This window comes from Nonomuraea turcica (assembly GCF_030718205.1).
Taxonomy (GTDB): Bacteria; Actinomycetota; Actinomycetes; order Streptosporangiales; family Streptosporangiaceae; genus Nonomuraea.
Genome location: NZ_JAUZQF010000007.1, coordinates 403,367 through 425,287, shown reverse-complemented (window position 1 = coordinate 425,287; position 21,921 = coordinate 403,367). Strand labels below are relative to the sequence as shown.

Genomic DNA, 21,921 nt, shown 5'->3' with positions numbered 1-21,921 from the left:
CCGGCGATGCGCGTGCTCACCCGCGGGGAGTCCCGCCCCGCCCGCAAGCCCCCGCCCCGGCCCGCCCGCCGCCCCTACCTGCAGGCCCTCGGCCGGTCGGGCGCGGCGACGCTCCTGCGCCGGTCCGCGCCGGTGGCATTCCTCGCCGTCCTCGCCCTGGCCGTGGCCGCCCCGGGCCTGATCACCGCCGCTGATCCGCTGGCCGCAGACCCGTTGAACGCGCTCGCCCCGCCGGGGGACGCCTACTGGTTCGGGAGCGACCACCTCGGCCGCGACGTGCTGGCCAGGGTCGTGTACGGCGCCCGCCACTCCATCAGCATCGGCGTCACCGCCACCGCCCTGGCCGTCACCGCGGGTGTGCTGCTCGGCCTGGCCGCCGGGTTGTCGCCGAAATGGCTGGACGAGGCACTCGCCCGCTCGTTCGACGTGCTGTCCACCCTGCCCGAGCTGCTGCTCGCCCTCCTCGTCGTGGCGATCACCGGACCCGGCACCGGCAATGTCATCCTCGCCATCGCCGTCGCCCAGGTCCCGAACTATGCCCGTGTCATCCGCGCCCAGACCTTCGTCGTCCGCCGCGCGGGTTACGTCGAGCAGGCGCTCACCTTCGGCCGCTCCCGTGTGGCGATCGTCGCCGGGCACGTGCTGCCCAACGTGCTGGGTCCGATCCCCGTGCTGGCCACGATCGGGCTCGGCCAGGCCGTGATCGCCGGCTCCGGGCTGAGCTTCCTCGGCATGGGGCCGCAGCCGCCGGCCGCAGAGTGGGGCGCGATGCTCTCCGAAGCCCGCAACTACCTGAGAGTCGCCTGGTGGGAAGCTCTCTTCCCGGGCCTGGCGATCACCCTCACCGTCGTCTGCCTGACCATCGCCGGACGCCGCCTGCAACGCCGCTTCGAGGGGAGAACACCGTGACCTCACTGGTGACCGTGGAGAACCTGCGTGTGAGCTTCGGCGGCACCGAGGCCGTACACGGGGTCTCCCTGTCGGTGGCGCCCGGCGAGTGCGTGGCGATCGTCGGCGAGTCCGGCTCCGGCAAGAGCGTCACCGCCCGCACCCTGCTGGGCCTGGCCGGACCCGGCTCGGCGGTGCGGGCCTCGGCGTTCCGCGTCAACGGCCGGGACGCCCTCGCCTTCGCCGCGGCCGATTGGCGGCGACTGCGCGGCAGGTTCGCCGGACTCGTCCTGCAGGACGCGCTGGTCTCGCTCGACCCGCTGCGTACTGTGGGCGCCGAGATCGCCGAGGTGCTCGCCGTCCACGACGTCGTCCCGCGGTCCCGCCGTGGGGACCGGGTGCTGGAGCTGCTCGACGCGGTAGGCATACCCGACCCGGAGCTCCGGGCCGGGCAGCGCCCGCACCAGCTCTCCGGCGGGCTGCGGCAGCGGGCGCTGATCGCCTCAGCCATCGCCGCCGACCCCGAGCTGATCATCGCCGACGAGCCCACCACCGCCCTCGACGTCACGATCCAGGCCCAGATCCTGCGGCTGCTCGCCGAGCGCAAGGCCGCCGGGACCGCGCTGCTGCTGATCAGCCACGACCTCGCCGTGGTCGCCTCGATCGCCGACCGCGTCCTCGTCCTGCGGGACGGTTCCATCGTCGAGGAGGGGCCCGTCCGGGAGGTGCTGGCCACGCCCGCGCACGACTACACCAGCGCGTTGCTGGCCGCCGTCCCGTCCGCGGCCTCCCGCGGCACCCGCCTCACCAGCGGCGCTCCACGGACCCGGCCGGCCCCGGACATGTCAGTCCAGGTCCTCGCCGGCGCCGGGCTCACCCGCTCGTACGGCCCGCGCCGCGTCGTCGACGACGTCTCCTTCGCCCTCCATGAGGGCGAAACCCTTGGCATCGTGGGGGAGTCCGGCTCGGGCAAGACCACGCTCGCCCGCCTCGCCCTCGGCCTGCTCCGACCCGACGCCGGCCACGTCACCCTGCACCAGCAGCCATGGAGCCACCTGCGGGAACGCGAGCGCCGCCCGCTACGGCCCAGCATCCAGCTCATCTCCCAGAACCCGCTCGACTCCTTCGACCCTCGCCACACCGTCGGCCGCCTCATCGCCGAGCCGCTCCGCCTGCCCAGGATGGAACGCCGCGAACGCGTCCACGACCTGCTCGCCCGCGTCGGCCTACCGCCCGAGACGGCCGCCCGCCACCCCCGCGAGCTTTCCGGCGGCCAGCGCCAGCGCGTCGCCATCGCCCGCGCCCTCGGTCCTCGCCCCGACGTGCTGGTGTGCGACGAGCCGGTCTCCGCTCTCGACGTCTCCATCCAGGCGCAGGTGCTCGACCTGCTCGCCGACCTCCAGGCCGAGTACGGCACCGCGATGGTGTTCATCTCCCACGACCTGGGTGTCGTTCATCACATCGCCGACCGCGTGCTGGTCATGAAGGACGGCCGGGTCGTGGAGGAGGGCGACGTCGACGACGTGTTCACGCGGCCCCGCCACCCCTACACGCAAGCACTGGTCGCCGCCGTGCCGCAATTCTCCACTATTTAGGTAGGTTATGCTGGCTATAACGCCAGACGTTCATGAAAGGCAGTACCCCCATGGCTCCATCCAGACCACTGTTCGCCGCCGTCATGCTCACCACCGTGGGCCTTCTCGGCGCCTGTGGCGGCGGGGGCGCGACCGGAACGACGCAAGGAGATGGCAAGCCCGTCTACGGCGGCACGCTGACCTATCTAGAGCATCAGCCCCCGACCTGCCTCTACCTGCCGGCCGCCGGCTTCTATCCCAATGGCGGGATCCTCAACCAGATCACCGACAAGCTGACCTGGCAGAACCCTGAGACGCTGAAGATCGAGCCATGGATCGCCACCAAGTGGGAGGTCAATGCCGACGCCACGGAATACACCTTCCACCTGCGCGATGGCGTCACCTTCAGCGACGGAAGCCCGCTCGACGCCTCCGCCGTGGCGGCCAACTTCGACGTGTACGGCCTCGGGAACCCCAAGCTGAAGCTGCCGGTCGCGGAGTTCGTCAACAACTACGAGCGCAGCGAGGTCATCGACACCAAGACCGTCAGGTTCCACTTCAAGAAGTCCTCGCCCGGCTTCCTCCAGGGCACCTCCGTGATCGGCGCCGGACTGGTGTCCAAGAAGTCGATCTCCCTGCCGTACGAGCAGCAGTGCCAGCTCAAGAACGTCATCGGCTCGGGACCCTTCACCGTGAAGAGCCAGGTCGTCGACAAGGAGGTGGACCTGGTCGCGCGCAAGGACTACAACTGGGCGCCGCCGTCGTCGAAACACCAGGGCCGGGCCTACCTGGACGAAATCAAGATCATCGTCACGCCCGAGGACAATGTGCGCGTCGGCGCGCTGACCTCCGGCCAGGCTGACATGGTGCGCTACGTCCAGGCGTACGACGAGAAGACGGTGAAGGACGCGGGCTTCCAGATCTACGCCGAGCCCACCCGCGGCGTGAACAACGGCCTCTACCTGCGGCCAGCCAACGGCATCCTGAAGGACCCCGACGTCCGCAAGGCGCTGCAGGCGGGCACGAACGCTAAGGAGGTCGTCGACACCCTGTTCACCGAGAGCTACCCGGTCGCGACCTCCGTGCTCAGCCACCTCGCCCAGGGCTACGTGGACCTGTCGAAGGAGCTCGCCTACGACCCGGCCAAGGCCAACACCCTGCTGGACAAGGCGGGCTGGACCCGGGGCGCCGACGGCGTGCGCGTCAAGGACGGCAGGAGGCTGGAGCTCGGCGTGTTCGTCTCCGGCCCGCAGCCCCTGTCGAAGCAGACGCTCGAGCTCGTTGCCCAGCAGTGGGCCAAGCTCGGCGTGAAGCTGGACATCCGCCCCGCCGACGCCGGCACGCAGGCCGTGGACATCAAGAACGCCGAGAAGACCGCCATCCAGCACGGCATGGTCGGCCGCGCCGACCAGGACGTGATCAAGAGCCACTTCCACAGCCAGAATCGCGACGTCATCCTCCACGACGACGCGAAGCTGGACCGGATCCTGGAGGAGGAGTCCGCCGAGCCCGATGTGACCAAGCGCAACGCCAAGGTCGCCGAGATCCAGCGGTACGTGATCGAGCAGGGCTACGCGATCCCGCTGTTCGAGGAGCCCCAGGTGTACGGCGCCGCGCCCCATGTCCAGGGCGTGGCCTTCGAGGCGGTCGCCCGGCCGTGGTTCTACTCGGTGTGGAAGTCGCAGCAGTGACGAGATATCTGCTGTCGAGGACCGGGCAGGCGGCGCTCGTGTTGTGGGCCGCCTTCACGGCGAGCTACGTGCTCCTGCAGTTGCTGCCCGGCGACTCGATCCTGATCAAGTTTCAGAACCCCGAGCTCGGCCTGTCACCGCAGCAGATCGCCGAGATCCGCACCTACTATGGCACGGGCTCGCCGATCATCGAGTACGTCCAAACCCTGCTCGGCTTTCTGGCCGGCCGCTTCGGCTACTCGATCGACACCGGCACCCCGGTGATCGAGCGGCTGGCCGAGGCGCTGCCCGAGACGGCCCGGCTGGCCTCGGCCGCGTTCCTGGTGGCGGTGCTGATCGCCGTGGTGATCGCGTTCGCGGCGAGCTACAGCAGGACCTCGTGGCTGCGGGGCGCGCTGCTGTCGGTGCCGTCGTTGTTCATCTCGGTGCCCGCGTTCTGGCTGGGCATCCTGCTGATCCAGGTCTTCTCGTTCCGGCTGAAGCTGGTGCCGGTGATCGGTGGCAGTGACGTGCAGCAATTGATCTTGCCGGTGCTGACGCTGGCCGTGCCGATCTCGGCACCCATCGCGCAGGTGCTCGCCCGGAGCATCGACCAGGTCTACGCGCAGCCATTCGTGCCCGTGATCGCGGCCAAGGGCGCGACGCGCTGGTGGATCCTCTGGCGGCACGTGGCCCGCAACGCCGTGCTCCCCACGCTGACCGTGGCCGGGCTGATGCTCGGCGAGCTGATCGCGGGCTCCGTCGTCACCGAGACCGTTTTCGGCCGGGCCGGCGTCGGCAGACTCACCGAGCAGGCCGTCAACGCGCAGGACACGCCCGTGATGCTGGCCGTCGTGGTGCTCGCCGCAGCCGTGTTCGTGCTGGTCAACCTGGTCGTGGACGTGCTGTTCCCGATCCTCGACCCCCGGCTGAAGGCGGCGCTGTGAAGGGCGGGCTCATTCTCGCCTGGGCGGTGATCGGCCTCGTGCTGTTCTGGGCGATCGTGCCCGGCCTGTTCTCCGGCTACGACCCCATCGCGGGCGTGCCCGCCGACAAGCTCCAGGCGCCGAGCGGGCAGCACCTGTTCGGCACCGACGCCGTCGGGCGCGACGTGTTCGCCCGCGTGGTGCACGGGTCCGTGCACTCGCTGTCGGGAGCACTCGTGGCCGTCTCGGTGGGCCTGCTGCTCGGCACCCTGTCCGGCCTGCTCGCCGGCTCGGTGGGCGGCGTGGTCGACGCGGCGGTCATGCGGGTCGTGGACGTCATGCTGTCCGTGCCCGGCCTGCTCCTGGCCCTGACCGTGATCATCCTGCTCGGTCCCGGCACGGTCAACGTGGCCATCGCGGTGGGCATCGGCTCGGTGGCGGCCTTCGCCCGGCTGGCCCGCGCCGAGGTGGTACGGGTCCGGCGCGCCGACTACGTGGAGGCCGCGTTCGGCAGCGGCGGCAGGTTCCCGGCGGTGTTGTGGCGGCACGTGCTGCCGAACTCGCTCGGCCCCGTCATCGCGCTCGCCGCCTTGCAGTTCGGCGCGGCCATCCTCGCCATCTCGACGCTCGGCTTCCTCGGTTACGGCGCCGAGCCGCCCACCCCGGAATGGGGGCTGCTCATCTCCGAGGGACGCAACTACCTGGCCACCTCGTGGTGGCTGACCACGCTGCCCGGCGCGGTGGTGGTCGCGGTGGTGCTGGCCGCCGGCCGCATCAGCCGCTCGATCGGAAAGGAACGGGCATGACCTTGCTGGACGTCCGCGACCTGGCCGCCTCCTACGACGGTCGGCGCGCGGTAGAGGGTGTCTCGTTCTCGATCGAGCCGGGCGAGGTCGTGGCGGTCGTCGGCGAGTCGGGATCCGGCAAGTCCACCACCGCGCACGCGATCATCGGCTTGCTGCCCGGCAACGCCTCTGTCGACTCCGGCCGGATCCTGTTCGGCGAGGCCGACCTGGCGGGCTGGTCCGAGCGCCGCCTGCGGTCCGTGCGCGGCACGCAGATCGGCTTGGTCCCGCAGGACCCGGCCAACTCCCTGGATCCGGTCAAGACCGTCGGCGACCAGATCGCGGAGGTGCTGCGCATCCACCGATACGGCGACCGCCGGACGATCCGCCGCCAAGTCCTCGACCTGCTGGCCCGCGTCGGCCTGCCCGACCCGGAGACACGGGCCCGCCAGTACCCGCACGAGCTGTCGGGCGGCATGCGCCAGCGCGTGCTCATCGCCATCGCCATCGCCCTGCGTCCCCGGCTCGTCATCGCCGACGAGCCCACCAGCGCCCTCGACGTCACCGTGCAGCGGCGCATCCTGGACCTCATCGACGACCTGCGCACCGAGTACGGCACCGCCGTGCTGCTGGTGACCCACGACCTCGGCGTCGCCGCCGGCCGCTCGGACCGCCTCGTGGTGATGAAGGACGGACGCGTCGTGGAGCAGGGAGCGACCGCCGCCGTGCTGGCCGCCCCTGAGGCGGACTACACCAAGCGGCTGCTGAACGACGCGCCTGCGCTGTCGGCGCGCCCGTTCCTGGACCCGCCCGAGACGGAACCCGCGATCGTGGTCCGCGACCTGGTCAAGGAGTTCCGCGTGGGGCGGCGCCCGTTCCGGGCCGTGGACGGGGTCTCCTTCGAGGTGGCGCGCGGCGCCACACACGCGCTGGTGGGCGAGTCCGGCTCCGGCAAGACCACCACGGCCAGGATGGTGGCGCGGTTCGCCAGGCCCACCTCGGGAACGGTGAGCATCGCCGGGGCGCCGGACGACCGCCGGTTCCGCCGGCACGTGCAACTCGTCTACCAGAACCCGTACGGGTCGCTCGACCCGCGCCAGTCCATCGGGGAGATCGTGGAGGAGCCGCTGCGGAACTTCACGTTCGGCGACCGAGCCGCCCGCCGAACCCGGGTCGCCGACCTGCTGGAGCGGGTGGCGCTGCCGAAGGACGTGCTGGCGCGCCGGCCGCGCGAGTTGTCCGGCGGGCAGCGGCAGCGGGTGGCCATCGCCCGCGCGCTGGCCGCGGATCCCGAGGTGATCGTGCTGGACGAGGCCGTTTCGGCCCTTGACGTCACCGTGCAGGCGCAGATCCTCGACCTGCTCGAACAGCTCCAGCGCGACCTGGGGCTCACCTACCTGTTCATCTCGCACGATCTGGCCGTGGTGCGCCAGATCTCGCACACCGTCTCCGTCATGAGCAAAGGACGCATCGTGGAAACCGGAACCACCCGGCAGGTGTTCACCGAGCCGCGGCACGACTACACCCGCGAACTGCTGGCCGCGATCCCGGAGCGGGTGCGATGAGGCCTGCTCTTCAACTGGGCTTCTTCACCCGGCTGCTGGACGACGTGCCGCCGGGCGAGCGCTATCGACTGGCCGCCGAGCAGATTGAGCACGCCGAGGCGTACGGGTTCGACACGGCATGGGTAGCGCAGCATCACTTCGACGGCGAGGAGGGCGGCCTGCCCGCTCCCCTGGTGTTCCTCGCCCACGTCGCGGCCAAGACCAGCCGCATCCGGCTCGGCACCGGCATCATCACGCTGCCCCTGGACCACCCGGTGCGGGTGGCCGAGGACACCGCCGTGCTGGACCTGCTGACCGGCGGCCGGCTGGAGGTGGGCGTGGGCGGCGGCGGGACGCCGTCGTCGTTCGCGCCCTTCGGGCACGACAGCGCCGACCGCGCGGCTCTCTACGCCGAGCACCTGGCCGTGCTGGTCCGCGCCTGGACAGGGGAGGACCTCGGCGGCGGCAACCGGCTCTATCCGCCCGCGCCCCGGCTGCTGGACGCGATCTGGGAGGCGACGTTCTCGGTGCCCGGCGGCGCTCGGGCGGGCCGGTCCGGCCATGGGCTGATGTTGTCGCGCACTCAGCCGCGGCCCGCGGAGAACCCGCAGGCCACGCTGGCCGACCTGCAGTTGCCGATCGTGGACGCGTACCACGAGAACCTGCCGCCCGGCGTCGCGCCGCGCATCGTGGCCTCGCGGACCGCGTTCGTGGCCGACAGCCGGGCGGACGCCCTGCGCTACGCCGAGCTCGGCCTCGGTCGGGGCAGGCTGCCGTTCGAGCTGCCCGATAGCGATCTCGACCGCCGCATCGCCGCTTTCGACGTGCACCTGGGCACCCCTGACGATGTCATCGAGAGCCTCCGGGCCGACCCGACCCTCGACCGGGTCAGCGACCTGGTCTTCCAAGTGCACTCGGTCGACCCGCCGCCCCCGCTCATCCTCCGCTCGATCGAGCTGCTGGCGACCGAGGTCGCACCCGCACTCGGCTGGCTCCCCTCCACAGAAGTGAGCACAAAATGATCAACGATGTCATCGACCAGCTGGCCGGGATAACACCCGGCTCCCCGCTTGACCGGCTGCGCGCCCGGCGGCCGGTCGCCCGCGAGCACGCCCAGCGCAGCTTCGACGCGCTCTTCACTCCGGACGACGACAGCGAGGTCACGCTCGTCGAACGGGACGCGATCGCAGCCTTCGTGGCCGGGCTGCACCAGGACGCCGAGATCGCCTCCTTCTACGCCGACCGGCTGGCCGAGCTCTCACCGGGCCTGCTGAAAGCCGTGGTGTCCGAGATCGAGGCGAGCGGCACCACCGGTCCCTACGGCGTCTACCCAGACGGCGGCCCCCTGGCGAAGGAGAGCGACGAGGGACTGCGCTACCGGGTGCGGAACCCCGGTGACCTGGGCGTCCGGCTTGCCGCCGCGGTCGAGCACGCCCACCTGCTCGTGTTCCGGCCGCGCGAGGCTCGCCAGGACGATCTGGACGCCCTGGACCGAGCGGGCTGGAGCGCCACGGCCATCGTGACGCTGTCGCAGCTCGTCGCCTTCCTCACCTTTCAGATACGCGTGGTGGCCGGGCTGCGGCTACTGCGGAAGGGATCGGACTCATGACCGGCTTCACCCAGGACCAGCTCGGCTGGGAGCCATGGCTTTCGCCGCTGACGGCCGATGAGCTGACCGACGAGCACTACGAGGCGCTGGTAGACAAGGCGCGCGCCGCTTCCCCGTACTTCCTGCTGCTCGCCCGCGACCCGGACATCCTGCACGCCCGCACGAAGACCGACAACGACATCTTCTACAACACCGACGGCGGGCTGCCGCGCGCCGAGCGCGAGCTGGCCGCCACCGCGACCTCGCGCCGCAACGGCTGCGTGTTCTGCGCGTCCGTACACTCCCGCTTCGCCGCTCACTACTCCAAGCGCCCCGGCGACGTGCAGCGCCTGCTGGACGAGGGCGTCGACGCACCGCAGGAGGGAACCTGGCGGGCCGTCATCGACGCCTCGGCAGCGATCGCCGCCACCCCGGCCGAGTTCCGTCCCGAGCACGTCGCCGCGCTCCGCGCCGCCGGGCTCGACGACCTGGCCATCAGCGACACCATCCACGCCGCCGCGTTCTTCAACTGGGCCAACCGGCTCATGCTCTCACTCGGCGAACCCACCCCGAAGGAGGACCAGTGACCGAACCACAGCTCGACCACCTCGTCTACGCGGTGCCCGACCTCGCTGCGGGGATCGCCGAATTCGCCGAGCGCACCGGGGTCCGTCCGGTGGCCGGCGGCAGCCACCCCGGCGGCACCGCCAACTACCTCGTCCGCTTCGGCCCCACCTCCTACCTGGAGATCATCGGCCCCGACCCGGAGGCCACCGCCCGGCCCCGGGCGTTCGGCCTGGAGACCCTGACCGCGCCCCGGCTCGCCGCCTGGGCCGTTCGCCCGGAGGACATCGACAAGGCCGTGTGGCAGGCCCGCGAGCAGGGCTACGATCCCGGCGACGTACAACCCCTTTCCCGCCGCACCCCGGCCGGCGAGCTGCTGGAGTGGCGGCTCACCCGGCGCGAGGACCCGGCGGCGGTCAGGCCGGTGCCGTTCCTCATCGACTGGGGCGACACACCTCACCCCGCCGCTTCGGACCTGCCCCTTGTGAGCCTGACCTCCCTTTCCGCCGTGCACCCCGACCCGGACGCGCTGCGGCGCGACCTGGCCGCCCTCGGCGTCCGGCTCGACGTCTCACCAGGACCCGAACCGGCGCTGCGCGCCGTCATCGACACCCCGCTCGGCTCCGTGACCCTGCGCTGACCAGACGAGAAAGACCATGAGCACCCTTCGCGAGTACCTGTCACACAAGCGCGCGGCCCTGCTGGCCCGCCGGGAGTCCCCCACCGCCGGGCCGGTCCCGCTGCACGCCCATGTCACCGCCGAGGGCCGCAGTGGGATCCGGCGCATCAGGATCAGGGACTTCCAGATCATCAGCGACAGCGGTCCCGACTTCGCCGGCTACGACCTCGGTCCCACCTCACCCGAACTCCAGGCCGGCGTTCTGGGCAGCTGTGTCACGCACATCTTTCTGATCAAGGCGGCCGAGCTGGCGGTGTCCATCGATGCGCTGGAGGTGGACGTGCGCGCCGAATACGACCCCCGAGCCCAGCAACCGGGCGACCGCGGCGTCCCGGTGCACCCGCACAACTTCCGCTACGAGGTGCTGATCGACTCGCCGGCCTCCGATGAGGAGCTGGCGAACCTGCATGCCGAGGTCGAGCGGGTCTGCCCGATACTCAATCTGATCCGCAACCCACAGCCGGTCAGTGGAACGGTGGTCCGGACCCGAGCGGGAGCATCACCGGTCTGACGGGCAAGCCGCGGCATTCCAGGAGGTGACTTGACGAAACCACGAGACTCATAAATGATTATCCCTACTTAAAAAGTAGAGAAAGGGGAGATCGTGCGAGCGCTCATCCTGCTCGGCCTGGTCGGGTTCGCGGCCCAGCTCGTCGACGGCAGCCTCGGCATGGCCTACGGCGTCACCTCCAGCACGCTGCTGCTGGCCGTCGGCACCAACGCGGCCGCGGCCTCGGCCACCGTGCACCTGGCCGAGATCGGCACCACGCTCGCCTCGGGCATCTCCCACTGGCGCTTCGGCAACGTGGACTGGAAGGTGGTCGCCAGGATCGGCGTCCCGGGGGCCGTCGGCGCCTTCGCCGGGGCGACGTTCCTGTCCAGCCTGTCGACCGAGATCGCCGCGCCGGTCATGTCGATCATCCTGCTGGTGCTGGGCGCGTACATCCTGGTCCGCTTCACCGCTTTCGGGCTGCCGCGCGGCAATCTCGGCAAGCCGCTGCGCCGGCGCTTCCTGGCCCCGCTCGGTGTCCTGGCCGGCTTCGTCGACGCCACCGGCGGTGGGGGCTGGGGGCCGGTCGGCACCCCCGCCATCCTGGCCAGCGGCCGGCTGGCGCCGCGCAAGGTGATCGGGTCCGTCGACGCCAGCGAGTTCCTCGTCGCGATCGCCGCGAGCGTCGGCTTCTTCGTCGGCATCGGCTCCGAAAGCATCGACTTCGCGTGGGTCGCCGTCCTGCTGCTCGGCGGCGTCATCGCCGCGCCGATCGCGGCCTGGCTGGTCCGCCACATCCCGCCACGCATCCTCGGCTCGGCCGTGGGCGGTGTGATCATCCTGACGAACGTGCGGACCCTGCTGCGCAGTGACTGGATCGACGCCTCCGGTGGTGTTCAGACCGTCGCCTACATCGCCATCGCCGTGGTCTGGGCCGCCGCCATCGCCTACTCCGTCCGCGAATACCGCCGCGACAAGGCCACCGAGTCGGTCGAGGCGGTCGAGACCGAGCTACGCGGCCGGACCCCCGAGGAGGAGCAGGCCTCCGCATGAGGGCCGTACACACGGGGCCCGGCCCCCGAACGGGAGTCGGGCCGCGGTGATTGCATGCCTCTGAGAATCTCCGCCCGCACCTAGTGCCGTATCAGCCAACGTTCGCCCTGTAGTGCCTCAGATCGCGGATGGCACAGGTCTCGGCGAACGCAACGTCTGAAATCCGCCAGCATGCTCGCGGTCGGTCGGGCGAGAATCCGCTCATGATCGCTGAAGCGCAGGGAATCCGCATCCGGCACCGCGGGTATGAACCGCAGGTCCATCCCAGCGCGTACGTCGCCCCGACGGCCACGCTCGTTGGTGATGTCCGCGTGGGGCCGAGGGCGCGGGTGATGTACGGTGCGGTGCTCGATGCCGAGGGGTCTCGGATCGAGGTCGGGGAGGCGGCGGTGATCTGCGAGAACGCAGTGTTGCGCGGGTCTGCGGTCGCCGGCGATCAGCCGGTGCTTGTCGACGACCACGTCTTCGTGGGGCCGCATGCCACGCTGCTGGGCTGCGAGGTCGGCAGGTGCGTCTATGTGGCGACCGCGGCGACGGTCCTGCAGTGCGCACGGTTGGGGGCCGGCTCGGTTGTCGCTGTCGGCGCTCTCGTCCATGCGCGCACCGTTTTGCCGGACGAGTACTTCGTGCCGCCGCACACCGTGGCGCTTGACGCGCCGGTGCGGCTGCTGGCACCTGGCGATCCGGGCCTGGCCGAGGCCGTCAGGCGGGTGGGCTTCGCGCAGGTGGCGTTCGGCGTCGACGCGGAGTGGACCGACCGGATCAGCCGGTACGAGCGCATCGCGGAGGTGCGCGTCGCCGAGTTCGGCACGCACGCGGACGATGAGGTTCTGAATCTCGGCTAGCGAACAGCTCGGGCAGCGGGCGAGTGAGGCCGCGGCGGTCGATCCAGTCGTAGACCTTCGCCTGGTTGCGCCTGGTGCCGATGAGCGCCTGCGCCACGATGATCGGGATCCCCAGGAGCGGGATGAGCAGGAAGGCCTCACGCCAGCCGGCGAACCCGAGGACGGCGCCGATGAGGGCACCGGTGAGAAACTGGCCGGCTGATCCCCATCGGAATCCGCAGCAGCAGGAATGCCACGAAGCTGCCGGCGAATCCGAACGTCAGGGCGCCGCCCAGGATGGCAAGCAGCATCGCGACGTTCCACGTCCACGTCCGCCGGTACCCGGTGCCGATCCGGTCCGAGACCCAGCCGAACAGCAGGGCGCCGACGATCAGGCCGCCGAAGAACACCGAGTTGACCAATCCCGCCTGCGTGGAGCTCAGTTCGAACTCCTCCTGGATGGCGGGCAGGACAGCGGGCAAGATGCCGCCGTCCACGGCGGTCATCAGGATCGCGCCGGTGGTCACCGCGAGCGTTGCCCACGACAGCGGATGCCCGCGCGGTATCCATGATCTGGGTGTCGGCGCCGGCGTTTCAGACACAACGACCTCGCTGAGTGTCGGACCGGAGCGGGCGCGCCGACACGCCTTCGCACGACAACCGTGTGTTTGGTGGGGGCTCGTCCGGTGCACACGGTTGGATCTTCGGTGCCGTCATTGTTTGTGGCGGTTTGTTCAAGGTCAACAGGACCATGACAGGTGTCACGAGGAGGTAGTGACACACGGGCTAGGCATTCGGCACCCCGTGTCCGCCATTCTTTATCGCATGGCAAACAGGCCTATCCCCGAATCCGCCGAGGAGCGGCAGCCGGCGCGGACGTTGGCCGTCCACGCCGCGGGACTGCGCAAGCGCTACGGAGACGTCGACGCCGTGGCCGGCGTGGACGTCTCGATCGCGCCGGGCGAGGTCGTCACGCTACTCGGGCCGAACGGCGCCGGAAAATCCACGACGATCGACATGATCCTGGGGCTGACCAAGCCGGACAGCGGTGAGGTGTCGGTGTTCGGCCGGCGGCCCCCGGAGGCCGTCAAGGACGGGCGTATCGGTGCGATGCTCCAGGAAGGCGCATTGCTGGACGACGCGACCGTCGACGAGATCGTCGGGATGGTGGCCTCGCTGCACCGCAAGCCGCTGCCGGTCCGGGAGGCTCTTAGCCGAGCCGGGATCGAGGACCTGGGAAAGCGGAGGTCGACCAAGCTTTCGGGCGGTCAGAAGCAGCGGGTGCGATTCGCCGTCGCCCTGGTCTCCGACCCCGATCTCCTGCTGCTCGACGAGCCGACCGCCGGAATGGACGTGACCACGCGCCGCGAGTTCTGGAAGTCGATGCGTGAATTCACCGCCCCGGGCCGTACGGTGATCTTCGCGACCCACTACCTGGAGGAGGCCGAGGAGTACGCCGACAGGGTCGTCTTCCTCAAGAGGGGACGCGTGGTCGCCGACGGCTCGATCGAGCACATGCGCATGCTGGCGGCCAGCCGCACACTGCGCGCCGTGATCCCCGGAGTCGCCAGGAGCGCTGTGCTGGCCCTGCCCGAGGTGCTCAATGTCGAGGTCATGGGGGAGAAGGTTCAGGTCGTCAGTTCGGACTCGGACGTGACGCTGCGTGCGTTGCTGGCCGCCTTTCCGCAGGCTCGCAGCGTCGAAGTGGTCGGTGTCGGGCTGGACGAGGTGTTCTTCGCCATCGCCGGTGACGAGGATCCACCCGTGGACCAGGCACTCACCGCAGAGGAGGGCCAGACGCGATGAAACTCGGATACCTGGGGCTGGAGGTTCGCAGGATTCTGCGGCAGCCCGGAACGCTCCTGTTCGTCCTGGGTTTTCCCGGCGGGTTCTATCTCCTCGAGGCGCTGATCTTCGAGTCGCAGATGCCGCAGGACATCCCCTTCTCGGCCGCGCTCATCATCCTGCCGGCCATGACCGCGTGGGGCGTGCTGATGGCGGGCATGCTCGTCGGCACGCAGGTGGTGAACGAGCGGGCCACGGGCTGGCAGCGTCAGCTCCGGTTGACGCCGCTCTCCGGAGCCGGCTACCTGCTCGGCAAGGCGGCCGTGGGCATGCTCGTCGCGCTGCCCCCGCCGATGGCCGTCGCGGCCCTCGCGATGGTCGTCAGAGGCGTCCGGCTCGAGCCCCTCGCCTGGCTCACGCTGATCGGCCTGGTCTGGATCGGCGGGTTGCCCTTCGCGATCATGGGACTGCTGATCGGCCAGATGGCCAAAAAGGAGAACGTCCAGGAGATCACCATCATCGGGATGATGGTGCTGGCGATCTTCGGTGGCATGTTCATGCCGCTGGACTCGCTTCCGTCGTGGTTCACCTACGCCGGCTACGCCACGCCCAGCTACTGGCTGGTCGAGATCGCCCGGTCGGTGGTCCTGCCGGACCGGCAGCTGCTGCCGGCGGCCGGGGCGCTCGTAGGATGGGCGGTGATCCTGGCCGCCGCCGTGATGTGGCGTTATCGCCATGATTCCGGCCGGAGCTAGCCTTTCGGCAAGGAGGGATTCACCTGGCTCAGAGCGGTGGTGACACCCGGACGCGCGGGCGGGTGACGAGCCTGGGCGAGCGTCTGTTCCTCCCCGCGTCGCCGAGGTGGGACAGACGGGCCCTCGCGATCTCGGTGGGGCTGACCCTGCTGTTCAGCGCCCTCATGATCCCGACGTGGCTGCGTGCGCTGGAGGAGTTGGAGCCGCACCGGACCTCCTGGGCGGCAGGGGTGGGCATCGCCTACACGATCGCCTACCTGGTCTGCGTGGCCGTCGGCCCGTGGGAGGCCTGGGTCGTGCGGGCGGTGATGTGCCTGACCCTCATGGGCCTGGGCACGGTCCTCATCCTCCTCATGGGGCTGACCAACTCGTGGGTTCTCATGTTCGCCCTGTGCGTCATCGCGGTGACGGCCAGCCGTGAGGTCGCCGTCGTCGTCACGGTGCTGGCGCTGGCCGGGATCGCGGTGGGCGCCCTGCTGACCGGTATCTTCGTCGAGCAGCTGACCAACCTCGTCGTCCTCGGCTCGGTCAGCAGCGCGATCGCCCTGCTGGCGCGGCTGGTGGACGCCAACGACGAGCTGAAGCGCACGCGCGACCAGATCGCCCTGCTCGCGGTGGATCGGGAGAGGGAACGTGTCGCCCGCGACCTTCACGACATCCTGGGCCACAGCCTCACGACCATCACGGTGAAGGCCGGCCTGGTCCGTCGGCTCCTCGAGAGCTCCGATGATCTCGGCGCGGCCGCCCGCGAGGCCGGTGACGTCGAGCGCCTATCCCGGCAGGCGCTCGCGGACGTGCGCGCCACCGTGTCGGGATATCGGCAGATCACGCTCTCGGGAGAGCTCGCCTCGGCGCGCGAGGTCCTGCGCGCCGCAGGCATCCAGGACCGGCTTCCGCAGGCGGTCGATGACGTCCATCCGTCACTTCAGGAGGTCTTCGGGCACATCCTGCGCGAAGCGGTGACCAATGCGGTCCGGCACTCCTCGGCCCAGCGGGTCACCGTCGCCATCGGGACGAACTGGCTGCGGGTGGACGACGACGGAGTCGGCCCGGCGGCGGTGCCGTGGGGGAACGGGCTGCGTGGCCTGGAGGAACGCATGCAGGCCGTGGAGGGCACACTGGCGGCGGGTGCGCGCCCGCAAGGCGGGTTTTTCGTCCACGCGGTCGTGCCCGCACTGGCGAGCGGGTCCGGTCCGGAGCAGCCAAAGACAGGGATGAGAAGGGGATGATCAGGATCCTTCTCGCCGACGACCAGGCGCTGGTGCGGGGCGCCTTGGCGGCGATGCTGGAGCTGGAGCCGGACATCACCGTGGTCGCGCAGGTCGGCTCCGGCGACGAGGTCCTTGCCGCGGCCCGCGAGACCTCGCCCGATGTGGCGCTGCTCGATGTGCAGATGCCCGGAAAGGACGGGCTGACCGCGGCCGAGGAGCTCCACAGGGAGCTTCCGGCGTGCCGCATCCTCGTCTGCACCACCTTCGGCCGCCCCGGCTACCTCGCGCGTGCCATGGCGGCGGGCGCCTCAGGTTTCATCGTCAAGGACGCGCCCCCCGAAGACCTCGCCGACGCGGTACGCAAGGTCTATCGGGGCATCCGGGTCGTCGACCCGGTCCTTGCCACCGAGTCGTTGATCCACGGGATCAACCCGCTGACGGCGCGCGAGCGGGAAGTGCTGGTCGCGGTCGGCGCCGGCCACGCCATCGCCGAGGTCGCCAAGCTGCTGCGGCTCTCCGAGGGCACCGTGCGCAACCACCTTTCGGCGGCGATCGGAAAGACCGGCACCCGCAGCAGGAGCGAGGCCGCGGCGGTGGCCAGGGAACGCGGCTGGCTGTAGGCAGGTGGAGGACGTTGGAGAGCGTCGTTTCCAGCCCTTGACTGGTAATCTATCCGTTTGTAGCCTGACTGTCAGATATGTACCCACATTGGGTATTTGGGGTATACGTCCGACTTGTCGGTTCGTTACCTGACCATCGCCAGACGCATCACAGGACGGACCTGTGACCGCTGAATCCGCCTTGCGCGGAACCGGGGACCCACATCCCTCGGGGTGAATCGGCATGCCATGCCGTAGGGCAGCTTCCACGCCCGAACCCGTCAGCTAACCCGGTAAGCGGTATGGAAGCAAGGAGAATCCCCTTCACGATGGCCAAGCATCGTACGATCCATGCCCCCAAGATCAACGCCCCCACCTCCGGCACCTCCCGCGCTCTGCGCAAGATCACGGCAACCGTGTCACTGGCTCTGGTCACCGCCCTGGCGGGTGCCGGTCTCGCGGGTCCCGCACACGCGGACGGCTTCATCGAGGGGCGCGACATGTCCCACTACGAAGCCACCTACGACTGGGCCGGCAGCGGCGTCCAGTTCGGCATCGTCAAGGCGACCGAAGGCACCGACTTCATCGACAGTTCGTTCGCGCGTCACTGGGCGGAGATCGGCAAACTTCCCATGGTCCGCGGTGCGTACCACTTCGGGCACCCGGCCAACGATCCCGTCACCGAGGCCGACTTCTTCCTCTCCGTGCTGGACAAGCAGCCCGCCAAGGCCGGAGACCTGCTCGTCCTCGACCTGGAGACCACGGACGGTCAGTCAGCGGAGCGCGTGAACACCTGGGCCAAGACGTGGCTGGAACGGGTGAAGTCCAAGACCGGCGTCACGCCGCTGTTCTACGCCAACTACAACTTCGCCGAGCAGTACGGCCAGGGGCTGGGCGAGTACCCGCTGTGGGTGGCGCACTACAGCAAGGCCAAGGGCACGGTCGCCACGCCGACGCACTGGAAGACGTGGGCCATCCACCAGTACACCGACGACCCGTGGGACCAGAACGTCTCCTCCCTGCGCCAGGACCAGCTCCGCGCCCTCGGCCGGAAGTAGCCGGAGGCCTGCTCGTCGGTCGCGGACCCCGGTGCCGGGGCCGCGACCGTGGCCGGATCATCCCCTCATGATGGGCACGGAGCGGTCGTGGTGGAGAAGCGGAAGGCCGTGCGTGCAGGGGCGCTCACCAGGTTGTCCCAGAATCGGCGCGGGGTCAGCGGGGCTCTTGTGGCGTCGAGCAGATCCCGGAACCGGCCGGTGGCCAGCTCGCTCCTGATCCGCTCCACCTCGGCCTGGAGCCGTTCGTCCGGCAGCCGAGTGCCGGGGGCCATGTAGTCGGCGAGGACGTACGCGGCGGGAAGCGGCTTCTCATGCCCGACCCGCTGCCCGCACGCCAGCGCCATGTGACTGCCGAGGGCGTTGGCCAAGCCGAGCTGGTCCACGACGAGGACGTCCAGCGGGAACGACGCCCCCAGCGTGCCGAGGACCTTGCCCGCCACGGCCAGGCGTGCGGGCTGGTCGGGCCGGAGCGGCACCGGCACCGTGTCCGGCACATGCAGACCGGTGGCGTTCGCGGCGTTCAGCGCGTTCGGACTGGCGCGAACATAGGGCGTGGCGGTGACCGGATGCGGGTCCTTGGTCTGGACTACGTAAAAGCCGCGCTCGTCTGCGATTCCGTCCGGCCCGACGGCTTGTTCGTACGGCACGTCGAATGCCACGGCGCAGACCACGGCCCACAGCGTCACGACCGTGCACGTGAGCGCGGTTATGGCACGCAGGGGGAGGACCATGGCGGGGAGCAGGACAAGCAGCAGCACCGGCAGCATCATCCGGCCGTGCATGAAGTCGCCGCCGACGCGCAGGACATAAAGCAACATCAAAACCCCCGCCAGGAGCGGGGCCATCGACACGATGAGATCGCGGCGCGTGCGGAAGGCCCACAAAGACAGCGGGATGACCGCCAGCAGGGGGCCGACCAGCTGATAGGTCAGCACGGTGTCTCCGGCATAGAGGAGACCACGTGCCCACCGGGCCTCGCCGGCCTCTTTGGCGAGGGCGGTGTTGGGCACGACAAGCCCGTAGTAGCCCATCCGGAAGATTTGATAGGCGGCCGGCAGGGCCAGGGACATCGCGAACCAGCGGGCGGCGGGCCACCATCCCGGCCACCGCAGGACGAGCAACGCACCGAAGAAGATCGGGTAGACGAGGGCCAGCTCCGGCCGGACCAGAGGCGCCAGACCGAGGACGAACACCAGTGGCAGCACCGGCCCGCCGGAAGCCGCCCGGACCAGCAGCCACCACGACACACTGATCCACAGAAAAGCCAACCCGGTCTCCAGACCGGAGGTCGCGTACTCCCAGAACGGCGGCAACGCGAGGACGACCAGCACTCCGGCCGGCAGGAACCAGCGCGAGCCGCCATGCAGGAGCATGGCGCCGACGACGGCGAACGTCACGGCGCCGACCGCGCACACCAGGCCGAGCAGCACGGAGACGTAGGCCACGTCCCCCTGGGTCAGCCAGGAGATCAACGCGATCAGATAGGTCCAGGCGGTGCTGGTGTTGGCCTCGACGCGCTCACCGATGTTGAAGACCGGCCCATGACCCGACAGCAGCTGCTGGACGGTCCGCACAGCGATCAGGCCATCGTCGCTGATCCAGCGGTTCTGCCACCCCGCGAAGGCCATCACGGCCGCGGCCGCCACCGTGATCACGCGGTTCCATAGCCGTGCCCGTCGCGGTGATCGCGTGGCTGCGGGAGCGCGATCGGCGTAGATGAGCGGGGGCACGGCATCCTCCATACATCGCATCCACCACGGGGCTTCCACCCCTGGGTGTGGAGACCGCCCGTTGAACAACGATTGCCACCGTAGTTGACCCCTCTTTGTGCGGTGCCGTGTCCTCCGTTCAGCGCAGGCCCTGGTGTCGGCGTCCCGAGCTGCCATGATGTCTGAGTTTCTCGAAGCCGTCGCCGGAAACGGAGAACAGACCGTGCGCATCGCTCTCGCCGGGCTCGCCACCAGCCATCCCTACACCGACGCCCGCACCCTGGCCCGCCACGCCGAGCTCGTCGTGTGGGAGCAGGATCCGGAGCGGCTGCGGCGGTTCACCGATGAGCATCCGCGAGCGAAGGTGGCGGAGAGCCTGGCCGAGATGCTGGCTGGCCCGCTCGACGGGGTGGTGCTGACCGTGCCCAACCCTCAGGTGCCGCAGGCGCTGGCCAAGGTGCTGGAGACGGGCGTGGCCTGCTTCGTGAACAAGCCTGCCGCCGCCAGCCGGGCCCAGCTGGAGCAGCTCGATCGGCTGCCGGTCCACGACCGCGTGCTGTCCAGCTCGGTGCTGCGGTTCGCGCCGGCCTTCGCGGGAACTCGGGTCGATCGGGGCGAGGTGCTGGCCGTGCGGGCGACCGTACGGCATGACGTGGGGATCTGGGCGACCGGCTACAACGCCTGGCAGGACACGCCCGGCGAGGGCGGCGGGACGATGGTCACCATGGGGATCCACGGGGTGGAGCTGCTGGTGGCGCTGCTCGGTCCCGATGTGCGGCTGGCAGGCGCCGCGGGGGCGAGGCGGCACTACGCGACGCTTCGGTCGGAGGACACCGCGGTGATGGCGCTGCGCTGGGAAGACGGCATCACCGGCACGGTGGAGATCCTCGGCGTCTCGGAGTCCGAGTCCTACAGCGTCACGCTGCACAAGCGCGACACCACCGAGACGATCGTGATCGAGGGCGGGGACGATCCGGTTCAGGGGCTCGGGTACGAAGGGACGATCGAGGCCTTCCTCGCGATGGTGGGCGGCGCGCCCAGCCCTGTGCCGTGGCGGCACACGAGGGCTGTGCTCGAGGTGCTGGTCTCCGCACGCGAGATGACCGCCTGACCAACCCTCCCGCCCGTTGACAGGCGGACTCTGTCCCAGTTACGGTCTGGACCGTAAATGAGAGGAGACCGCGTGCGGACGACAGCGGAACTCGAGGAGCGGCTGGCACGGCCGACTCCCGGGCTCGTCGACGATTTGGGCAAGCTCGAAGGCGACATCTTGATCCTCGGCGCCGGCGGCAAGCTCGGCCCCAGCCTGGTACGCCTGGCCTTGAACGCGGTCCAGGGCGAGCGGCGGATCATCGCGGTGTCCCGCTTCTCCGAGCCGGGCCTCGCCCAGGCGCTCCAGGACGAGGGCGCCACCGTGGTCGCCGCCGACGTCGCCGACGAGCGGGCGCTGCGCGAGCTGCCGGACGCGCCCAACGTGGTGTTCCTGGTCGGCGCCAAGTTCGGCACGCAGGGCCGCGAGCACGCCACCTGGTTCACCAACGCCTACCTGCCGGGCCGCGTCGCCGACCGGTTCGCCGGCAGCAGGATCGCCGCGCTGTCCACCGGGAACGTCTACCCCCTCGTTCCCGTCGCCGGAGGCGGCAGCACCGAGGATTCGCCCGTTGGGCCCGTGGGCGACTACGCGATGAGCTGCCTGGGCAGGGAGCGCGTGCTGACGCACTTCGCCGAGACGAACCGCACGCCCATGTCGCTGATCCGCCTCAACTACGCGGTCGAGCTCCGCTACGGCGTGCTCGTCGACCTCGCCCAGAAGGTGCTCGCGGGCACGCCCATCGACCTGGCGACAGGCCAGGTGAACGTGGTCTGGCAGGGCTACGCCAACGAGGTCGCGCTCCGGTCCCTGCTGCTCGCCGACGTGCCGCCGTACGTGCTCAACGTCACGGGCCCCGAGCTGATCTCGGTCCGGCAGGCGGCGCGGGCGCTCGGCGCGGCGCTCGGCAAGGAGCCGGTGTTCACCGGCGAGGAGGCGCCGACGGCGCTGCTGTCGAACGCCTCCCGCTGCCATCGCCTGTTCGGCTACCCCGAGCTGACCCCCGCCGAGCTCATCGAGCACACGGCGCGCTGGGTCGCCGGCGGCGGGCCGCTGCTGGGCAAGCCCACCAAGTTCGAACGCCGCGACGGACGCTTCTGATCCGCGTGCTCACTTCTCACGACCAAGG

The 21,921-nt window shown here is 70.1% G+C and carries 22 protein-coding genes and 1 riboswitch; of the genes, 20 read left to right on the top strand and 2 right to left on the bottom strand.

Annotated features, from left to right (window positions below; translation table 11 throughout):
• The first annotated feature begins 6 nt into the window (after positions 1–6).
• The 13 genes from Q9G87_RS21030 (at position 7) to Q9G87_RS20970 (ending at position 12,606) form a co-directional block, all read left to right on the top strand.
• Positions 7–909 carry an ABC transporter permease gene (locus tag Q9G87_RS21030; protein WP_305918114.1) on the top strand — a complete coding sequence of 301 codons (903 nt, stop codon included), beginning with the start codon at positions 7–9 and terminating at the stop codon, positions 907–909.
• The gene (locus tag Q9G87_RS21025) at positions 906–2,483 is read left to right on the top strand and encodes a dipeptide ABC transporter ATP-binding protein (RefSeq protein ID WP_305918113.1); all 1,578 of its coding nucleotides are present in this window, start codon (positions 906–908) and stop codon (positions 2,481–2,483) included. Before Q9G87_RS21030 ends, Q9G87_RS21025 begins: the two co-directional genes overlap by 4 nt.
• A 50-nt stretch (positions 2,484–2,533) precedes the next feature.
• Positions 2,534–4,153: a TIGR04028 family ABC transporter substrate-binding protein gene (locus tag Q9G87_RS21020; protein WP_305918112.1), complete on the top strand. Its 1,620-nt coding sequence runs from the start codon at positions 2,534–2,536 to the stop codon at positions 4,151–4,153.
• A complete protein-coding gene (locus tag Q9G87_RS21015; protein ID WP_305918111.1) occupies positions 4,150–5,079 on the top strand; it encodes an ABC transporter permease in 930 nt (309 codons plus the stop codon). The genes Q9G87_RS21020 and Q9G87_RS21015 overlap by 4 nt, the downstream gene beginning before the upstream one ends.
• Positions 5,076–5,864, top strand: coding sequence for an ABC transporter permease (locus Q9G87_RS21010; protein WP_305918110.1), 789 nt, complete (start codon positions 5,076–5,078; stop codon positions 5,862–5,864). Before Q9G87_RS21015 ends, Q9G87_RS21010 begins: the two co-directional genes overlap by 4 nt.
• Entirely contained in the window at positions 5,861–7,408 is a 1,548-nt protein-coding gene (locus tag Q9G87_RS21005) for a dipeptide ABC transporter ATP-binding protein (RefSeq protein WP_305918109.1), read from the top strand. The genes Q9G87_RS21010 and Q9G87_RS21005 overlap by 4 nt, the downstream gene beginning before the upstream one ends.
• Complete coding sequence (locus Q9G87_RS21000) at positions 7,405–8,409, top strand: putative FMN-dependent luciferase-like monooxygenase (RefSeq protein WP_305918108.1); 1,005 nt, start codon at positions 7,405–7,407, stop codon at positions 8,407–8,409. The genes Q9G87_RS21005 and Q9G87_RS21000 overlap by 4 nt, the downstream gene beginning before the upstream one ends.
• Positions 8,406–8,996: a CMD domain protein gene (locus Q9G87_RS20995; RefSeq protein WP_305918107.1), complete on the top strand. Its 591-nt coding sequence runs from the start codon at positions 8,406–8,408 to the stop codon at positions 8,994–8,996. The genes Q9G87_RS21000 and Q9G87_RS20995 overlap by 4 nt, the downstream gene beginning before the upstream one ends.
• Complete coding sequence (locus Q9G87_RS20990; RefSeq protein ID WP_305918106.1) at positions 8,993–9,562, top strand: alkylhydroperoxidase domain protein; 570 nt, start codon at positions 8,993–8,995, stop codon at positions 9,560–9,562. Before Q9G87_RS20995 ends, Q9G87_RS20990 begins: the two co-directional genes overlap by 4 nt.
• On the top strand, positions 9,559–10,179 hold the full coding sequence (locus tag Q9G87_RS20985) for a VOC family protein (RefSeq protein ID WP_305918105.1): 621 nt from the start codon (positions 9,559–9,561) through the stop codon (positions 10,177–10,179). Before Q9G87_RS20990 ends, Q9G87_RS20985 begins: the two co-directional genes overlap by 4 nt.
• 16 nt (positions 10,180–10,195) lie before the next feature.
• Positions 10,196–10,729, top strand: coding sequence for an OsmC family protein (locus tag Q9G87_RS20980; protein ID WP_305918104.1), 534 nt, complete (start codon positions 10,196–10,198; stop codon positions 10,727–10,729).
• A gap of 93 nt (positions 10,730–10,822) precedes the next feature.
• A complete protein-coding gene (locus tag Q9G87_RS20975) occupies positions 10,823–11,761 on the top strand; it encodes a sulfite exporter TauE/SafE family protein (RefSeq protein ID WP_305918103.1) in 939 nt (312 codons plus the stop codon).
• Between the two features lie 203 nt (positions 11,762–11,964).
• Positions 11,965–12,606 (top strand): gamma carbonic anhydrase family protein, encoded by a 642-nt coding sequence (locus tag Q9G87_RS20970; RefSeq protein WP_305918102.1) that lies wholly within the window; start codon positions 11,965–11,967, stop codon positions 12,604–12,606.
• 137 nt (positions 12,607–12,743) lie between these two features.
• Here Q9G87_RS20970 and Q9G87_RS20965 read toward each other — a convergent pair whose 3' ends face one another.
• Positions 12,744–13,187 carry an MFS transporter gene (locus Q9G87_RS20965; protein WP_305918101.1) on the bottom strand — a complete coding sequence of 148 codons (444 nt, stop codon included), beginning with the start codon at positions 13,185–13,187 and terminating at the stop codon, positions 12,744–12,746.
• Positions 13,188–13,410: 223 nt separating this feature from the next.
• Here Q9G87_RS20965 and Q9G87_RS20960 point away from each other — a divergent pair, with 223 nt between their 5' ends.
• The 5 genes from Q9G87_RS20960 to Q9G87_RS20940 all read left to right on the top strand — a co-directional run bounded on the left by Q9G87_RS20960 (position 13,411) and on the right by Q9G87_RS20940 (position 17,993).
• On the top strand, positions 13,411–14,391 hold the full coding sequence (locus Q9G87_RS20960) for an ABC transporter ATP-binding protein (protein ID WP_305918100.1): 981 nt from the start codon (positions 13,411–13,413) through the stop codon (positions 14,389–14,391).
• Positions 14,388–15,125 (top strand): ABC transporter permease, encoded by a 738-nt coding sequence (locus Q9G87_RS20955; protein ID WP_305918099.1) that lies wholly within the window; start codon positions 14,388–14,390, stop codon positions 15,123–15,125. The genes Q9G87_RS20960 and Q9G87_RS20955 overlap by 4 nt, the downstream gene beginning before the upstream one ends.
• Positions 15,126–15,187: 62 nt before the next feature.
• Positions 15,188–16,354: a sensor histidine kinase gene (locus Q9G87_RS20950; RefSeq protein ID WP_305918098.1), complete on the top strand. Its 1,167-nt coding sequence runs from the start codon at positions 15,188–15,190 to the stop codon at positions 16,352–16,354.
• Positions 16,351–16,956, top strand: a complete 606-nt coding sequence (locus tag Q9G87_RS20945) for a response regulator transcription factor (RefSeq protein ID WP_305918097.1) — start codon at positions 16,351–16,353, stop codon at positions 16,954–16,956. Before Q9G87_RS20950 ends, Q9G87_RS20945 begins: the two co-directional genes overlap by 4 nt.
• A gap of 158 nt (positions 16,957–17,114) precedes the next feature.
• Positions 17,115–17,250: riboswitch (cyclic di-AMP (ydaO/yuaA leader) on the top strand.
• A gap of 14 nt (positions 17,251–17,264) precedes the next feature.
• Positions 17,265–17,993: a glycoside hydrolase family 25 protein gene (locus Q9G87_RS20940; protein ID WP_305918096.1), complete on the top strand. Its 729-nt coding sequence runs from the start codon at positions 17,265–17,267 to the stop codon at positions 17,991–17,993.
• Between the two features lie 65 nt (positions 17,994–18,058).
• On the opposite strand, the gene Q9G87_RS20935 is transcribed toward Q9G87_RS20940, so the two are convergent.
• Positions 18,059–19,648 (bottom strand): hypothetical protein, encoded by a 1,590-nt coding sequence (locus Q9G87_RS20935; protein WP_305918095.1) that lies wholly within the window; start codon positions 19,646–19,648, stop codon positions 18,059–18,061.
• A gap of 277 nt (positions 19,649–19,925) precedes the next feature.
• Between Q9G87_RS20935 and Q9G87_RS20930 the strand changes: the two genes are divergently transcribed.
• Together Q9G87_RS20930 and Q9G87_RS20925 are read left to right on the top strand one after the other, a co-directional pair.
• Positions 19,926–20,813 (top strand): Gfo/Idh/MocA family protein, encoded by an 888-nt coding sequence (locus Q9G87_RS20930; protein ID WP_305918094.1) that lies wholly within the window; start codon positions 19,926–19,928, stop codon positions 20,811–20,813.
• A 72-nt stretch (positions 20,814–20,885) separates the two neighbouring features.
• Positions 20,886–21,893, top strand: coding sequence for an NAD-dependent epimerase/dehydratase family protein (locus tag Q9G87_RS20925; protein WP_305918093.1), 1,008 nt, complete (start codon positions 20,886–20,888; stop codon positions 21,891–21,893).
• Positions 21,894–21,921 lie beyond the last annotated feature (28 nt).

Bases quoted from the DNA above. Each gene is read 5' to 3' on its own strand.
- Q9G87_RS20990 (WP_305918106.1), top strand. From the start codon at position 8,993: ATGACCGGCTTCACCCAGGACCAGCTCGGCTGGGAGCCATGGCTTTCG.
- Q9G87_RS20980 (WP_305918104.1), top strand. From the start codon at position 10,196: ATGAGCACCCTTCGCGAGTACCTGTCACACAAGCGCGCGGCCCTGCTG.
- Q9G87_RS20970 (WP_305918102.1), top strand. From the start codon at position 11,965: ATGATCGCTGAAGCGCAGGGAATCCGCATCCGGCACCGCGGGTATGAA.
- Q9G87_RS21005 (WP_305918109.1), top strand. From the start codon at position 5,861: ATGACCTTGCTGGACGTCCGCGACCTGGCCGCCTCCTACGACGGTCGG.
- Q9G87_RS20955 (WP_305918099.1), top strand. From the start codon at position 14,388: ATGAAACTCGGATACCTGGGGCTGGAGGTTCGCAGGATTCTGCGGCAG.
- Q9G87_RS21020 (WP_305918112.1), top strand. From the start codon at position 2,534: ATGGCTCCATCCAGACCACTGTTCGCCGCCGTCATGCTCACCACCGTG.
- Q9G87_RS20995 (WP_305918107.1), top strand. From the start codon at position 8,406: ATGATCAACGATGTCATCGACCAGCTGGCCGGGATAACACCCGGCTCC.
- Q9G87_RS21030 (WP_305918114.1), top strand. From the start codon at position 7: ATGCGCGTGCTCACCCGCGGGGAGTCCCGCCCCGCCCGCAAGCCCCCG.
- Q9G87_RS21000 (WP_305918108.1), top strand. From the start codon at position 7,405: ATGAGGCCTGCTCTTCAACTGGGCTTCTTCACCCGGCTGCTGGACGAC.
- Q9G87_RS20945 (WP_305918097.1), top strand. From the start codon at position 16,351: ATGATCAGGATCCTTCTCGCCGACGACCAGGCGCTGGTGCGGGGCGCC.
- Q9G87_RS20940 (WP_305918096.1), top strand. From the start codon at position 17,265: ATGGCCAAGCATCGTACGATCCATGCCCCCAAGATCAACGCCCCCACC.
- Q9G87_RS20960 (WP_305918100.1), top strand. From the start codon at position 13,411: ATGGCAAACAGGCCTATCCCCGAATCCGCCGAGGAGCGGCAGCCGGCG.